Here is a 14,775-nt window from a genome sequence, read left to right as displayed (position 1 = left end):
CTTCGCGCCATTGCGCCGGGAGTATCAGTATCACCTGGCGCATCGGGAATTCTACTGGCCTTGCAAGGCCGTCTGCGGGAGTGGTCGATGGTTCAGGCAAGCAGTCACGCCGAGGGCGGGCACGAGGGGAAGCAGGGTGCGACGCGGTCGTTGAGCCTGCTCGTGGCGGCGGTCGGGGTGGTTTATGGCGATATCGGCACCAGCCCGTTGTATACCCTCAAGGAGGTCTTCAGCGGCGGGTACGGAGTGCCGGTCAACCATGACGGCGTGCTGGGGATCCTGTCGCTGATCCTGTGGTCGCTGCTATGGGTAGTGTCGTTCAAGTACGTGATGTTCATCCTGCGCGCCGACAACCAGGGCGAGGGCGGCACCATGGCGCTGACCGCGCTGGCGCGGCGGGCCACGTCGGCCTACCCGAGGTTGCGTACGTTGATGGTGGTGTGCGGGTTGATCGGCGCTTCGCTGTTCTATGGCGACAGCATGATCACGCCGGCGGTGTCGGTGCTGTCGGCGGTGGAAGGCATGGGCCTGGCGTTTGATGGTATCGATCACTGGGTTGTACCGATTTCGCTGGTGATCCTGGTGGCGCTGTTCCTGGTGCAGAAGCACGGCACCGAGAAGATCGGCAAGCTGTTCGGCCCGATCATGGTCACCTGGTTCCTGGCGCTGGGCTCGCTGGGCGTGTACGGCATATCGCAGAGCCCGGAAGTGCTCAAGGCTTTCAACCCGGCCTGGGCGGTCAACTTCTTCGTGGTTCACCCCGGCATGGGCGTTGCCATTCTAGGCGCGGTGGTCCTGGCGCTGACCGGTGCCGAGGCGCTGTACGCCGACATGGGCCACTTTGGCCGCAAGCCGATCGCTCGGGCCTGGTTTGCCCTGGTGCTGCCGGCGCTGGTGCTCAACTACTTTGGCCAAGGCGCGTTGCTGCTGCAGGAGCCGGATGCAGCACGTAACCCGTTCTACCTGCTGGCGCCGGGCTGGGCACTGCTGCCGATGGTCGGCCTGGCTACCATGGCCACGGTGATCGCTTCGCAGGCGGTAATCTCGGGGGCGTTCTCCCTGACCCGCCAGGCCATCCAGCTGGGCTACATCCCACGCATGCAGATCCAGCACACTTCCAGCGATGAACAAGGGCAGATCTATATCGGTGCGATCAACTGGACACTGATGGTCGGCGTGGTACTGCTGGTGCTCGGTTTCGAGTCATCCGGTGCCCTGGCGGCGGCATACGGCGTGGCTGTGACTGGTACCATGCTGATGACCACCATCCTGGTTGCGGCGGTGATGCTGCTGCTATGGAAGTGGCCGCCGGTGCTGGCGGTGCCGATCCTGATGGGTTTCCTGTTGGTGGATGGGCTGTTCTTTGCCGCCAACGTGCCGAAGATCATCCAGGGCGGGGCCTTCCCGGTCCTGGCCGGCGCTGTGCTGTTCCTGTTGATGAGCACCTGGAAGCGCGGCAAGCAGATCCTGATGGAGCGCATCGACGAAGGCGCGCTGCCGCTGCAGCTGTTCATCAGCAGTATCCGCATTCAGCCTCCGCACCGGGTCGAAGGCACGGCGGTGTTCCTCACGGCACGCTCCGATGCGGTGCCCCATGCGCTGTTGCACAACATGCTGCATAACCAGGTGCTGCACAGCCAGGTGGTGCTGTTGACGGTGGTCAGCGAGGACCGGCCACGCGTGCCGGAACAGGAGCGCTTTGAAGTGGAGGCTTATGGCGATGGGTTCTTCCGCGTGTTGCTGCACTTCGGCTTCATGGACGAACCGGACGTGCCGGCGGCGTTGAAGCTGTGCCACCTGGAAGACCTGGACTTCAGCCCGATGCGCACCACCTTCTTCCTCAGCCGCGAGACCGTGATCGCCTCACGGCTGGAGGGGATGTCGCGCTGGCGGGGCAACCTGTTCGCGTTCCTGCTGAAGAATGCCAACGGCAACTTGCGCTTCTTCAACCTGCCGCTGAACCGGGTGATCGAGCTGGGGACCCAGGTCGAGATCTGAAGGGCAACACAGATTTCAAGGCAGTACCCGCTCCCACAGGGAGCGCATAGCTTTCAAAGCTTGCGCTGTACCTGTGGGAGCGGGTTTACCCGCGAATGGGCCGCAAGCCTTATCAGTTCTGCTCAGCCACACTCGACTTGCCCTGGCGCGTCTCGATCTCACCGATCAGGCGCTTGGCCAGTGCCGGGTAGTTTTCGTCAAAGTGATGCCCCCCTGGCAGCTTCAGGCGTTCACCCACCGCAGTCTTGTCGGTGCAACCGCTCTCGTCGGTTTCTTCCACGCCATACACACACACCACCTTGGACGCCGGCAGTTTGGCCATTTCCGGCCCGGTTGGCGCTTCCTGGCCTTCCTTGCCCAGCCAGCCCTCGACTTCGATCTCGAAGCTGCCGCTGCGGGCAAATGCCAGCAGCATCACCGCGTCGATACGCTGCTGGTCCTCGGCCGGCAGGCGGTTGTAGATCGCCGGCAGGACGTCGGCACCGAACGAATAGCCGGTCAGCACGAAGCGCTTGGTGCCCCACTTCTGTCTGTAGTGCTGCATCAGCTCGGACAGGTCGGCGGCGCTTTGTTCCGGGGTCTTGTGTTGCCAGTAGTAGCGCAGCGTGTCGATGCCGACCACCGGGTAACCAAGCTTGGCCATTTCCCCGGCCACGTCGCGGTCCAGGTCTCGCCAGCCGCCATCACCGGAAAGGAACAGGGTGACCGTGTCGGTGGTCTGCCCGGCTGGCACCTCGACTACCGGAATGGCCAGGGCATTGCCGTCGTGGCCGACCAGGGCCTGGGTCAGTTGGGCCTTGAGCACTTGTGGCAGGTGGATGTCGTAGTCACTGATGCTGGTTTCGGCATTGGCCTGGTCGCGCACGAAGGCGGCGCTGGCGTCATCCGGGTTGTCGTTCCAGGCGACGTTCCAGTGGCCGTGGGCGGCCGACTTCGGCAGCGCTGTCTGGCAGCCCGGCTGTTCCAGGCTGAAGCCCACGGAAATCGCCCGCGCCTTGTCGTTGTTCTGGCTGGCCAGCCAGCGCCAGGCCTGGGCGGCGCCAGGGCCGATACCGGCAACCAGGGTCGGCTTCTCCGGTAACTGGCCCAAGGCCTGGTCCAGGGCCTGTTGTTGTTTGCTGCAGTCATTGGGCGGCAGGATCACCTGCACCACTTGCGCTTCGCCAGCCTGAGCCAGGTCCAGCAGCTGCCTGTCGGTCAGCGCCTGGTCCTGGGGTACGCCGATGGCCACCCGGGCCTTGGGGTGCACGGCTGGGGTCACACGGGTAATGTGGGTGTCATTGATGCTCAGTTGTTCCAGGCGTGCCTCGGGAGCCGAGCGCGTCCATAGCCAGAACGCCAGCGCGCCTCCCAGGGCGGCCAACAGCAGGGGAACCAGCAGGTACAGCCAAAAGCGTCGGATCATCAACGTTTCACCAATCCAGTCAGGCCGCCTGCGATCAGGGCGGCGGTGTCAGCCAGTGCCACCAGCGGGTCGAGCCCGGCCGGCACGGCCATGTAACGGGGTTCCCAGTCCGGTTGGAACTTGTCCTTGAAGCGTCGAAGCCCCTGGAAGTTGTACAACTGCTCGCCACGGCGGAACACCATCGAGCCCAGGCGCTGGGTCAAGGGCGCGCCACGCCGCGGCTGCAGACCGGAAAGCGGCACCATGCCCAGGCTGAAGCGGGCGTAGTCATGGCTTTTGTAGTGCAAGATCAGGCCGATCATCATGAATTCCATGGTCAGCTTCGGGGCCTCGGGGTGCGCACGCATCAGGTCAAGGCTGGCCAGTTCCTTGCCATGGGTTTCCAGCAGGTTGGCGAAAGCCACCGGGCGGCCCTGGAAGCGGATCAGGGCAATGCGAAAATGCTGCAGGTATTCAGGGCTGAAGCGCCCCAGCGAGAAGCCTTTCTCGCGCACGTTCTTGCCGCCAAGCCAGGCGTCGGAAATTTCCTTCAGCTCTGCCAGCGGGGCATGACCGGGTTCGTGGATTTCCAGGCTCAGGCCGTCACGGCCGCCACGGTTCCAGGTGTAGCGTAGGTCCTTCATTTCCTTGCCCTTGGCTTCGAGATCGAAACGGCGCAAGTCGACCCGGGCTTCTTCACCCAGCTTCAGCGCGGTCAGGCCGATGTCCATGTAGAACGGCAGGTTCTCGGCGCGCACCTGATAGAACACCGGGCGGGCATGGTGCAGGTCGCACAGGTCGCGGAACTGCCAGATCATCTCGGCGCGCTCCTGGGCCGGGCCGATCGGGTCGTACAGGGCCACCAAGCTGCGACCGCGACGGGCGTACATGAGGAAGGCGTTGTTGCCAGGGTGGAACAGCAGCGCCTTGTCACCGGTCAGCGCCAGGCCGCCATCTGGCTGGTCGGATGCCAGCAGAATGCGGTTGGCACGCAGCAGCTCTTCTTCGTCTGGCAAGTGGATCACCGGCGGTGCGGTACGCAGCAGCCAAGTCAGGGCCACGGCCGCCAGCAGCAAGGCGCTGCCCATGGCGGCGCGCAGGCCACGCGGGGCATCGGCATCGAGGGTGAACTGCCACCACAACTGATGGCTGTAGGGAACATCCTGATAGGCGAACAGCAACAACCAAACCGATGCGCCGACCACACAGGCGCTGGCTACCAGAAACACCGGCGAGAATGGCAATTCGAGCAGGCGGCTGGGGCGGTAGAAGGAACGGCGGAACAGGGCGAGCAGGGCGGCAGTCAGGGTCAGCAAGCAGGCCTCTTCCCAATCGAAGCCCTTGAGCAGCGACAGCAGGGCACCGACCAACAACAGCACGGTGGTCAGTAGCCAGGCGGCGGACAGGCGCCGGCGCAGGCCTTGTGCCAGAAGCAGGCACAGCACGCCGATCAGGCTGGCGCCAAAATGCGAAGCATCGATCAGGCGGTGCGGAACCAGGAAACCCATGTGCTCCAGGCGGGTGTCGATTTCGGGCGTGGCACCGGAGAACAGCAGCACCACCCCGGACAGGAATACCAGGATCGAAAGGATCGGTGCCGCCAGCCCGGAAGCGGCCTTGATAGCCTGTTGCGCGAACAGCAGGCGCCGGGCCTCGTTGGCCAGTAGCAGCGCGCAGGCCAGCAGCAGCGGCAGCACCACGTAGATCAGCCGATACAGCAGCAGTGCCGCTGCCAGCGGCGCCGCGCCAAGTTGGTCGGCAAAAGCCGCCAGTAGTATGGCTTCGAATACCCCGACGCCGCCCGGTACGTGGCTGAGCACACCTGCGGCCAAGGCCAGCAGGTACACCAGGATAAAGGCACCGAATGGCGGTGCTTCGGGCAGTAGCAGATACAGCACGGTGGCGGCAGCGGCGACATCCAGTGCGGTGATCAGCAATTGCAGGGCCGCCAGGCGTGCGCCGGGCAGGCGCAGCGTGCGGCGGCCCAGTTGTACCAGCAGGTTGTTGGCCAATGGTTGTTCAGCCAGACGCCGGCGGTATAGACCGAAAACCAGCACGCTGCACACCAGCAGCACGGCTGTGGCGATACCTGCCAGCAAGCCAGGCGCCAAACCCAGTGCGGCCGAGGCCGCCGGCAGGTCGCTCAAGGTCGCCAAGGCGGCCAGAGGCGGTAGCGCGCAGCCCAGTGACAGGCTGGCAAAAACGGTCATCCGTGCAACTTCACCTGCGCCAACCCCTTGGCGTGCATACAGGCGATAGCGCACCGAACCGCCCGAAAGCATCGACAGACCGATGGCGTTACCTATGGCAAAGGCGCTGAAGCCGCCCAGCACCAGGCTGCTCGCGGGCAGTTTCACGCCGGCATAGCGGCTGGCCGACCACTCGTAACCGAGCAGGATCACGAAACCGAGCACGGTTGCCAGCAAGGCGCCAAGTAAAGACTGGGTCGGCACGCTGAGCATGGCATCGTGCAAGGCATAGATGTCCAACTCGCTCAACAGGTGGCGACAGGCGACCAAGGCCATGGTGAACAACACCAGGGTCACTACCAGGCCGATGGGCTGGCGGTAACGGCTCATGCGTTCCAGCAAGGGCAGACGTTGTACGGCGCCAGGCAGCTTTGTGGCAAGCGGCACCGGGGATTCGGGATTGTGGGAAGTCATGGATTTCCCCGGGCGTGCAGCGCGAGGTGAGGGAAAGGTATGGCCAAGTGAAAGTCCCTTAGAAAAACGTATCCAATGTTACTCCGGCCTCGAGCGTTTTCAGCGGTCTGGCAGGGTTAAAGATAGTTCATCCTGGGCACGACCTCTCAAGCCTGCGGGTTGGCTGTAGGACGGGAAAATTTGGGGGCGAAAAGCAGGAGGGGAGAAGCAACAAACCCCGCGCTGCTGTTACACAGGCGGGGTTTGTTCTGACGAATATGGTTGCGGGAGCCGGATTTGAACCGACGACCTTCGGGTTATGAGCCCGACGAGCTACCAGGCTGCTCCATCCCGCGTCAGTGGTGCGCATTCTACAGTTTCCAGAAAGGGTGTCAAGCGCTAGTCGTTGATTTTTTTGAAATTTCTATCAGCGCATAATTTGACGCAAAAGAAAAAGGCCACTGTGTTAACAGTGGCCTTTTCTCGAATCTGGTTGCGGGAGCCGGATTTGAACCGACGACCTTCGGGTTATGAGCCCGACGAGCTACCAGGCTGCTCCATCCCGCGCCTGTGAGATCGAATTCTACGGATTTACCCGCGGGTGTCAAGCTTTTTTCTGAAAGAACCTTTCTTGTTCAAACTCTTAGCGCCTGTATATGGCTCGCAGCTCAGGCGCGACGGGGCTTTCAGGCCGATTATCGAGCAATGTTGCGCACAGGCTGCATACCCGAGGGCGCATGCGATACTATCTGTATGAATTTACAGTGCTGACGGTCATCCATGTCCTTGCGCAAGATCATCCACGTCGACTGCGATTGCTTCTATGCCGCGATCGAAATGCGTGACGACCCGCGCCTGGCCGGGCGGCCCATGGCGGTGGGGGGCTCGACCGACCGCCGTGGGGTGATCGCCACCTGCAACTATGAAGCGCGCGCCTACGGCGTGCGTTCGGCCATGTCGTCGCGGCACGCGCTGAAGCTGTGCCCGGACCTGCTGATCGTCAAGCCGCGCTTCGAGGCCTACCGTGAAGCCTCGCGGGAAATCCACACGATCTTCCGTGACTACACCGAGCTGATCGAGCCGCTGTCGCTGGACGAGGCCTACCTGGATGTAAGTGACAGCCAGTGGTACTCGGGCAGCGCCACGCGCATTGCCGAGGATATCCGCCGCCGTGTCGCCCGCACCCTGCATATCACTGTCTCGGCCGGTGTGGCGCCAAACAAGTTCCTGGCCAAGATCGCCAGTGACTGGCGCAAGCCCAATGGCCTGTTCGTGATTACCCCGGGCGAAGTGGAGGCATTCGTCGCCGCCCTGCCGGTGGCTAGGTTGCACGGGGTGGGCAAGGTAACGGCAGACAAGCTGGCGCGGTTGGGTATCGAAACCTGCCTGGAGCTGCGCGAATGGTCGCGTCTGGCGCTGGTGCGCGAGTTCGGCAGCTTTGGCGAGCGTTTGTGGGGGCTGGCACGGGGTGTCGATGAGCGTGCCGTGCACAATGACAGTCGCCGGCAGTCGGTCAGCGTGGAAAACACCTACGACACCGACCTGCCGGACCTGGCCAGTTGCCTGGCACGGCTGCCCGAACTTCTGGAGAGCCTGAACGAGCGTATCGCCCGCATGGACAGCAGTTACCGGCCGGAAAAACCCTTCGTCAAGGTCAAGTTCCATGACTTCAGCCAGACCACCATGGAGCAGGCGGGCGCAGGCAGGGACCTGGAGAGTTATCGCCAATTGCTGGGGCAGGCGTTTGCCCGTGGTGGCAAGCCGGTGCGCTTGCTGGGGGTAGGCGTGAGGTTGCGCGACTTGCGCGGGGCGCATGAGCAGTTGGAGCTGTTCCCGCCGAAATGAAGGGGCTGCATGGCAGCCCCAACGTGTTACTGCGCGCCCGGGTCGGCCACCAACCGGCCAGTGGCCTTGGTCAGCGACTGCAGAAACTCCTGCTGCAACTCCGGATCGTTGCGGGTCAGTTCGATCAGGCTCTGTTCCATTTCACTGGCTTCTTCTTCCAGGCCGAGTTCGGACAAGCGCTTGACCCGGTGAACCCATTGGCCGACATCGTCATCTTCGAGGTCATCGAAGATCAGTTCATGGGCCTCGAGCAGTTTGTTGCGCAGGGTGGCGCTGACCAGCAGGCTGGCATCGCCACGTACCGCGTTGTCCTCGTCCAGCACCTGCAGGTGCAGGGTACCGATGTGGTTGAGGTTCTGCTCGGAGAACGGGCTGTCGAGCAGGTTCAGGCGCAGCACGCCGTTCCTGTCGGTGGTCAGCTCGTGGGGCATCTTGCCGGCCTTGACCTCGACCAGGCGCTCGCTCCAGGGCACGCTGGTAGATTCCTCGCGCTTGCCTTTCTGCACTTCGCTGATCCCGGCCAGGTTCTGCTGGGCACGGCCGTTGGACGGCACGTTCATGAACGGGTTGAGCCCGTCCACGCCGTAGCTGAGCCAGTCGTGGGTGATGCTTTCCGGGAGGTTGCCCAGGGCGAAGACATTGACCACGTTGGCACCCACGCCTGCCACCACGGCCACCGCACCCAGCGGGATCTCGTAGATCTCCCGCCAGGGCTGGTAAGGCGTATAGCGGTCATAGCTGCGGGTGACTTCGAATTCGGTGACTTCGAAGCGCTTCTGCTCATGCACGCGCACACGTCGTTGCGGAAGCTCCATCACCTTCGGCTCGCCGACATCGATCTGCAGGGTGTGCTCGAGCAGTTTGCGCTCGACGCGCTCCTCGTGGTCGCTGCGCTGGGACATCTGGTTGGCGCAGCCGCTGACGAGCAGGGCGCCGCACAGTGCGGCGCCCCCCAGGGGAAAGGTACTTCGCTTGAACATGATCACTCGTGCATTGGTTATCAGCGGCGAACGCGGGCCTGCAAGAAGGTCAGCACTTCATCGAGCGGCAACGACTGGGCGTCCTGCTCGGTGCGGTGCTTGTACTCCAGGTTGCCTTCGGCCAGGCCGCGATCGCTGACGACGATGCGGTGCGGGATGCCGATCAGCTCCATGTCGGCAAACTTGATGCCTGGGCTGGTCTTCTTGTCACGGTCGTCCAGCAGCACTTCGTAGCCGGCAGCGGTCAGCTCGGCATACAGCTTGTCGGTCGCCTCGCGAACCACCTCGGTTTCGTAGCGCAGCGGTACCAGAGCGATCTGGAACGGGGCCAGGGCGTCGTTCCAGATGATGCCCTTTTCGTCGTAGCTCTGCTCGATGGCAGCTGCGACCACGCGGGACACACCGATGCCGTAGCAGCCCATGGACAGGGTTACCGGCTTGCCGTTCTCGCCCAGCACCTGGCACTTCAGCGCCTCGCTGTACTTGGTGCCGAGCTGGAAGATGTGGCCCACTTCGATGCCGCGCTTGATCACCAGGGTACCCTGGCCGTCCGGGCTCGGGTCGCCTTCGACCACGTTACGCAGGTCGGCGACCTGTGGAACCGGCAGGTCGCGCTCCCAGTTCACGCCGAAGTAGTGCTTGTCGTCGATGTTGGCGCCAATGCCGAAGTCGCTCATCAGGGCAACCGAGCGGTCAATGACGATTTCCAGCGGCAGATTCAGCGGGCCGAGCGAGCCGGCGCCGGCACCAATGGCCTCGCGCAGTTCGGCGTCGGTGGCCATGACCAGCGGGTCGGCAACCTGTTCCAGCTTGGCCGCCTTGATTTCGTTGAGCTCATGGTCGCCACGCACGATCAGTGCTACCAGCTTGCCTTCTTCGGCGCCGCGCACGATCAGGGTCTTGACGGTTTTCTCGATCGGCAGGCCGAAGTTTTCCACCAGCTGGGCGATGGTCTTGGCGTTCGGCGTGTCGACCAGGCGCAGCTCCTCGGTAGGGGCGGGGCGCACGGTTTCACGCGGGATGGCCTCTGCCTTCTCGATGTTGGCGGCGTAGTCGGAGCTGTCGCTGAAGATCACGTCGTCTTCGCCGGACTCGGCCAGTACGTGGAACTCGTGCGAATAGCTGCCACCGATGGAGCCGGTGTCGGCCTGAACCGGGCGGAAGTCCAGGCCCAGGCGGGTGAACACGTTGCTATACGCCTGGTGCATGCGGTCGTAGGTTTCCTGCAGGGAAGCCTGGTCGGCATGGAACGAGTAGGCGTCCTTCATGATGAACTCGCGACCGCGCATCAGGCCGAAGCGCGGGCGGATCTCGTCACGGAACTTGGTCTGGATCTGGTACATGTTGAGCGGCAGCTGTTTATAGCTGGACAGCTCGTTGCGGGCCAGGTCGGTGATCACTTCCTCGTGGGTCGGGCCGACGCAGAAGTCGCGCTGGTGGCGATCCTTCAGGCGCAGCAGCTCGGGGCCATACTGTTCCCAGCGGCCGGATTCCTGCCACAGTTCGGCGGGCTGGATGCTGGGCATCAGCACTTCCAGGGCGCCGGCGGCGTTCATTTCCTCACGCACCACGGCCTCGACCTTGCGCATCACCCGCAAGCCCATCGGCAGCCAGGTGTACAGGCCAGAGGCCAGTTTGCGGATCATGCCGGCACGCAGCATGAGCTGATGGCTGATGACCACTGCGTCGGCAGGGGTTTCTTTCTGGGTGGCGAGCAAATATTGACTGGTGCGCATGGTGAGCCGTGTCGATTGCCTAAGACATTGAAATGACCCGCATTGTACGGGGGCGAAACGAAGGCGTACAGGATGCCCCAGGGCGTGACGCTTGTCAGCCAAGAAAAAGCCCGGCGTGATCGCCGGGCTTTTTCAAGTGCGGGGCACTGCAAGCCAGGCTTACAGGATGCTCAGCGGGTACTCCACGATCAGGCGCAGTTCGTCGATCGATGGGGAATCGTAGTAGACGCCATCGGAAGAGCGATAGGTGGCTTGACGCACGCGGAAGCTCAGGTCTTTTGCCGGGCCGCTTTGCAGCACGTACTTGATGTCGACGTCGCGTTCCCATTCCTTGCCGTTGCTGGTGCCGGCGACGTTGGCGTCGGTACCGCGTACATAACGGGTCATGAAGGTCAGGCCCGGGATGCCGTATTCGGCGAAGTTCAGGTCGTAGCGAGCCTGCCAGGACTTCTCGTCTTCGGCGTTGAAGTCGGAACGGGCCACGGAGTTGGCCAGGAAGATGGTGCCGCCACCGTCGATGCCATAGCCGTAGTCGCCGTCGCCGGTGACTTTCTGGTAGGCCAGGGTGAAGGTGTGAGCGCCAATGTTGTAGGCGCCCGACAGGCTGAACGCGCGGTTGTCCAGCTTGTCGCCATCGAATGCGCGGTACTCGGCCGAGCCTTCGCTCTTGGTGTCATAGATGTTGAAGTCGAACACAAGGCCTTGTTTGTCCGAGATCGGCAGCGCCCAGTTGACGTTGGCGTAGTATTTGCGCCAGTAGTCTTCAACCTTCGAGTAGTACAGGCTGGTGCTGAGGTTGTCGGTGAAGGCGTAGGTACCACCTACCACGTTGGCTTCCTTCAGGCCGAAGCTGTCGCGGTTGGTCTGCTCCTGGGCGGTCAGGCTGGTGAAATGACCAGCGTGCAGGGTCAGGCCCTCGATCTCGTTGCTGGTGATCAGGGTGCCTTGGGCAATTTCCGGCAGCAGGCGGCTGTCGTCGGTGGCGAAGACCGGCAGAGCGGTGAACTGGTCACCCACTTTCAGCACGGTGTCGGAGATGCGGAATTTAACCGCGCCGCCGGCTTTGGAGTAGTCATCCTGCGAACGGCCGTCAGAGCCGGTAGGGAACAGGCCGGTACCGGCGCGGCCCTTGCCGCTGTCCAGTTTCAGGCCGAGCATGCCGATGGCATCGACACCCACACCCACGGTGCCCTGGGTGAAGCCGGACTCGAAGGTGCCGAGGAAGCCCAGGCCGGTTTCTTCACGACGGCTCTGGGTGCCGGCTGGGTTGTTACGGAAGTCACGGCTGAAGTACAGCATGCGGGTCTTGACGTTCAGCTTGCTGTCTTCGATGAAACCTTTGGACTCGTCCTGGGAAGAGGCCAATGCCAACTGCGAGGTCCCTGCCGCAACGGCCAGGGCGATCATGCTCCACTTCATCACGCGCATCGTGATTTGCTCCTTTGGTTTTTAGGAAGAGTACCGCTGCGTCCAAGTGTTCTAGTTATATGGGGCAGCTCTTTCTTGTTATGTCGGCGAAAATGTATAGCACGCTGACTGTTCTTGGCGATATGGGTATAAGCATCCTTTTCGGAACTTTTTCACCATGTCGCTTCTAGGTAGTTCCATGTCGCAAATCACGCCCCGGTTTAAGGGCCGTCAACACCAGCGCTGCTTCTTTCACCGTAAAGAATCTGTAACTACCGATTCCGGTTGGGAAACTCCCTGGTAACCACTGTCGCTGTTGTTATTTGTCGCGTTCACCCGCCGATGCAGGTGTCGTGCCGACTTGGCGTGAAAGGAATGCAACAAGCGTGCTCAAAATTCACAACGCTTCATGAAATTTTCACAAAACCTGCTACCGGGGGTCGGAAAGTGCCGTAAACACGGGGCGGGAGGCGCCTGATGCGGTAGCACAGTCAAGAATCGTTAAAATTGAAAAGCTGTCATGAAAGTCAATGTGTTACCGCAACTTGTTCATGCAGCGTCACCCGCGGGGTGACAAGTGTGGTGCGAGGGGTATCGGTGGCCTCATTTTGGTGCGAAAAGTAGCGCTGTGTTACCGGGAACGTGCAGGGTATCCTTGCAGGCCTGTTTTCCGCGTGAAGCGGGTTGGTTCTGCCTGAAGGAGATTTGCCGTGTTCGTCCTCGATTCGCGTTTGCAGCAGGATTCGCTGGTGCTGGGGGAGTTTGCGCTGTGCCAGTTGCTGCTGAGCAAGGATGCCAACTATCCATGGTTCATACTGGTGCCCAAGCGCGCCGGCATCAGCGAGCTGTTCGAGCTCGATGCTGCGGAGCAGCAGCAGTTGTGGCAGGAAACCACCGGCCTGGCCGAAGCGCTGAAAGCCAGCTACAGCGCCGACAAGATGAACGTGGCTACCTTGGGTAATGTGGTCAGCCAGTTGCACATGCACGTGATCGTGCGCCAGCGCGACGACGCCGCCTGGCCGGCACCGGTGTGGGGCAAGTGCCCGGCGGTGGCCTACACCGACGACCAGGTGCAAGCCATTCGCCAGCGCCTGCGCGGGCTGCATCTCGCCGGTTACCAGGAGATCTGACATGTCGCTTGAATCACGAGTGGTCGAACTGGAAACCCGCCAGGCGTTTCAGGATGACACCATTCAGGCGCTGAATGATGTGGTTGTCGAGCAGGGGCGGGTGATCGAGCGGCTGCAGTTGCAGATGGCCGAGCTGATCAAACGTTACGATGAGATGGTTGGCCAGTACGGCAGCGAAGGGGAAGAGGCGCCACCGCCTCATTATTGATACCTGAACCCCTGCAGGAGCGGGCATGCCCGCTCCTGCAGGGGGTGGTTTCTGCAAGTTGGATCAGCGGCGGGTTACCGCGACCACATCCTCGGCCTGCAGGCCCTTGTCGCGGTGCATCACGGAAAACTCCACGCGCTGGCCTTCCACCAGGATGCGGTGGCCTTCGCCACGAATGGCGCGAAAGTGCACGAAGATATCATCGCCCGAGTCGCGGGAGATGAAGCCGAAGCCTTTGGATGTGTTGAACCATTTCACGGTGCCGGTATCACGACTGCCACCATCCTGCGCCGCGTGCTGGTTGGTGCGTGCCTTGCGGGGGCTGCGGGCAAAGCCCACGGCCAGGTGCACGGCCACGGCCAGCGCTGCGCAGACCAGTGCGGCCAGGTTGCCCATTTCCGGGCGGGCCAGCAGTGTCAGGGTCTGCAGCACCACAGCCACCACCAGCAGGGCGCAGGCCAGGTGCTGCAGTTGTTGCCGCGCGCCGCGGTAGTAAAGTGGCACGACGGGGGCCAGGACGAGGTTGAGCAGTCCGAGCAGGGCGAGATAGACCGCGTCGGGTTGTTGCAGGAAGGGTAACGCATCGGTTTTCAGGCTGGGCATGAGCGATAGCAGCAAGGCTGCCACGCCTGTCACCAGATGGACGATCTTGAACATGGGGTTGGCTCACAGTTGATAAGGCCGATCACAGGAAGAGCTGGCAGCACGGTGCGCATGAGGTGTAGAGCGCGAACACGCGGCAGGCCAGCCTATGCACCCGGCAAATGGCAATCCGCACGGGTGGCACCATGCCTATTTAACAGTAAAGCCGCAGGCTACTCAAACCGCTGTCCCCGAGGGGCGATGTGTTGCGCCATGTCACATGCGGCGCAGACCAAGTGTTGCTACAGTGGTCGGCACCCGCTTGGGTCTCACGCCTTATGGAAAGGGGAACTTCATGGCAATTGATATCGGTATCAGTGAAGAAGATCGCAAGTCCATCGTCGATGGGCTGTCCCGCCTGTTGTCGGATACCTACGTGTTGTATCTGAAAACCCATAACTTCCACTGGAACGTCACCGGTCCGTCGTTCCGCACTCTGCACCTGATGTTCGAAGAGCAGTACAACGAACTGGCGCTGGCGGTCGACTCGATTGCCGAGCGCATCCGCGCCCTGGGCTTCCCGGCACCGGGGTCTTATGCATTTTATGCGCGGCATTCCTCGATCAAAGAGGAGGAAGGGGTGCCGCATGCCGACGAGATGATCCGCCAGCTGGTGCAGGGCCAGGAAGCCGTGGTGCGTACCGCGCGCAGCATCTTCCCGGTGGTGGACAAGGTCAGTGACGAGCCTACCGCCGACCTGCTGACCCAGCGCATGCAGGTGCACGAGAAGACCGCCTGGATGCTGCGGGTGCTGCTCGACGGCAAGTAGATACCCAACGCTGTATCGGCCCTTGTAGGAGCGG

At 62.3% G+C, this 14,775-nt stretch carries 11 protein-coding genes and 2 tRNA genes; 5 read left to right on the top strand and 8 right to left on the bottom strand.

What is annotated here, in order from left to right; all coding sequences use genetic code 11:
• The first annotated feature begins 87 nt into the window (after positions 1–87).
• Complete coding sequence (locus tag KDB76_RS22215; protein WP_023661805.1) at positions 88–1,998, top strand: potassium transporter Kup; 1,911 nt, start codon at positions 88–90, stop codon at positions 1,996–1,998.
• Positions 1,999–2,110: 112 nt separating this feature from the next.
• Here KDB76_RS22215 and KDB76_RS22210 read toward each other — a convergent pair whose 3' ends face one another.
• From KDB76_RS22210 to KDB76_RS22195, 4 genes are all read right to left on the bottom strand, one after another.
• Positions 2,111–3,403, bottom strand: coding sequence for an AcvB/VirJ family lysyl-phosphatidylglycerol hydrolase (locus KDB76_RS22210; protein WP_038409798.1), 1,293 nt, complete (start codon positions 3,401–3,403; stop codon positions 2,111–2,113).
• Positions 3,403–6,045 (bottom strand): bifunctional lysylphosphatidylglycerol flippase/synthetase MprF, encoded by a 2,643-nt coding sequence (gene mprF / locus KDB76_RS22205; RefSeq protein ID WP_024087592.1) that lies wholly within the window; start codon positions 6,043–6,045, stop codon positions 3,403–3,405. The genes KDB76_RS22210 and mprF overlap by 1 nt, the downstream gene beginning before the upstream one ends.
• Positions 6,046–6,303: 258 nt before the next feature.
• Positions 6,304–6,380: transfer RNA gene (locus tag KDB76_RS22200), tRNA-Met, on the bottom strand.
• A gap of 134 nt (positions 6,381–6,514) precedes the next feature.
• Positions 6,515–6,591, bottom strand: a tRNA-Met gene (locus KDB76_RS22195).
• 219 nt (positions 6,592–6,810) lie between these two features.
• On the opposite strand from KDB76_RS22195, the gene dinB reads away from it, so the two are divergent.
• Positions 6,811–7,869, top strand: coding sequence for a DNA polymerase IV (gene dinB, locus KDB76_RS22190; RefSeq protein ID WP_162097116.1), 1,059 nt, complete (start codon positions 6,811–6,813; stop codon positions 7,867–7,869).
• 26 nt (positions 7,870–7,895) lie between these two features.
• Here the strand turns inward: dinB and KDB76_RS22185 are convergent, their stop codons facing one another.
• From KDB76_RS22185 to KDB76_RS22175, 3 genes are all read right to left on the bottom strand, one after another.
• The gene (locus KDB76_RS22185; protein WP_038410106.1) at positions 7,896–8,849 is read right to left on the bottom strand and encodes a lipoprotein; all 954 of its coding nucleotides are present in this window, start codon (positions 8,847–8,849) and stop codon (positions 7,896–7,898) included.
• A 20-nt stretch (positions 8,850–8,869) separates the two neighbouring features.
• Positions 8,870–10,585, bottom strand: a complete 1,716-nt coding sequence (locus KDB76_RS22180) for a proline--tRNA ligase (RefSeq protein ID WP_013973819.1) — start codon at positions 10,583–10,585, stop codon at positions 8,870–8,872.
• Between the two features lie 159 nt (positions 10,586–10,744).
• On the bottom strand, positions 10,745–12,013 hold the full coding sequence (locus KDB76_RS22175) for an OprD family porin (RefSeq protein ID WP_013973818.1): 1,269 nt from the start codon (positions 12,011–12,013) through the stop codon (positions 10,745–10,747).
• Between the two features lie 689 nt (positions 12,014–12,702).
• Here KDB76_RS22175 and KDB76_RS22170 point away from each other — a divergent pair.
• Together KDB76_RS22170 and KDB76_RS22165 are read left to right on the top strand one after the other, a co-directional pair.
• Complete coding sequence (locus KDB76_RS22170; protein ID WP_013973817.1) at positions 12,703–13,122, top strand: HIT domain-containing protein; 420 nt, start codon at positions 12,703–12,705, stop codon at positions 13,120–13,122.
• 1 nt (position 13,123) lies between these two features.
• Positions 13,124–13,330, top strand: coding sequence for a SlyX family protein (locus tag KDB76_RS22165; RefSeq protein ID WP_023661808.1), 207 nt, complete (start codon positions 13,124–13,126; stop codon positions 13,328–13,330).
• A 63-nt stretch (positions 13,331–13,393) separates the two neighbouring features.
• Here the strand turns inward: KDB76_RS22165 and KDB76_RS30100 are convergent, their stop codons facing one another.
• Positions 13,394–13,987: a cold shock domain-containing protein gene (locus KDB76_RS30100; protein ID WP_013973815.1), complete on the bottom strand. Its 594-nt coding sequence runs from the start codon at positions 13,985–13,987 to the stop codon at positions 13,394–13,396.
• 280 nt (positions 13,988–14,267) lie between these two features.
• Here KDB76_RS30100 and KDB76_RS22155 point away from each other — a divergent pair, with 280 nt between their 5' ends.
• On the top strand, positions 14,268–14,741 hold the full coding sequence (locus KDB76_RS22155) for a Dps family protein (protein WP_013973814.1): 474 nt from the start codon (positions 14,268–14,270) through the stop codon (positions 14,739–14,741).
• Positions 14,742–14,775 lie beyond the last annotated feature (34 nt).

The organism is Pseudomonas sp. JS425 (assembly GCF_018223845.1).
Classification (GTDB): Bacteria; Pseudomonadota; Gammaproteobacteria; order Pseudomonadales; family Pseudomonadaceae; genus Aquipseudomonas; species Aquipseudomonas asiatica.
This window is presented reverse-complemented; position numbering and strand designations above follow the sequence as displayed.

Coding starts and splice junctions, on each gene's coding strand:
- KDB76_RS22215 (WP_023661805.1), top strand. CDS start 88: ATGGTTCAGGCAAGCAGTCACGCCGAGGGCGGGCACGAGGGGAAGCAG.
- KDB76_RS22210 (WP_038409798.1), bottom strand. CDS start 3,403: ATGATCCGACGCTTTTGGCTGTACCTGCTGGTTCCCCTGCTGTTGGCC.
- mprF (WP_024087592.1), bottom strand. CDS start 6,045: ATGACTTCCCACAATCCCGAATCCCCGGTGCCGCTTGCCACAAAGCTG.
- KDB76_RS22185 (WP_038410106.1), bottom strand. CDS start 8,849: ATGTTCAAGCGAAGTACCTTTCCCCTGGGGGGCGCCGCACTGTGCGGC.
- KDB76_RS22180 (WP_013973819.1), bottom strand. CDS start 10,585: ATGCGCACCAGTCAATATTTGCTCGCCACCCAGAAAGAAACCCCTGCC.
- KDB76_RS22175 (WP_013973818.1), bottom strand. CDS start 12,013: ATGCGCGTGATGAAGTGGAGCATGATCGCCCTGGCCGTTGCGGCAGGG.
- KDB76_RS22165 (WP_023661808.1), top strand. CDS start 13,124: ATGTCGCTTGAATCACGAGTGGTCGAACTGGAAACCCGCCAGGCGTTT.
- KDB76_RS30100 (WP_013973815.1), bottom strand. CDS start 13,987: ATGTTCAAGATCGTCCATCTGGTGACAGGCGTGGCAGCCTTGCTGCTA.
- KDB76_RS22155 (WP_013973814.1), top strand. CDS start 14,268: ATGGCAATTGATATCGGTATCAGTGAAGAAGATCGCAAGTCCATCGTC.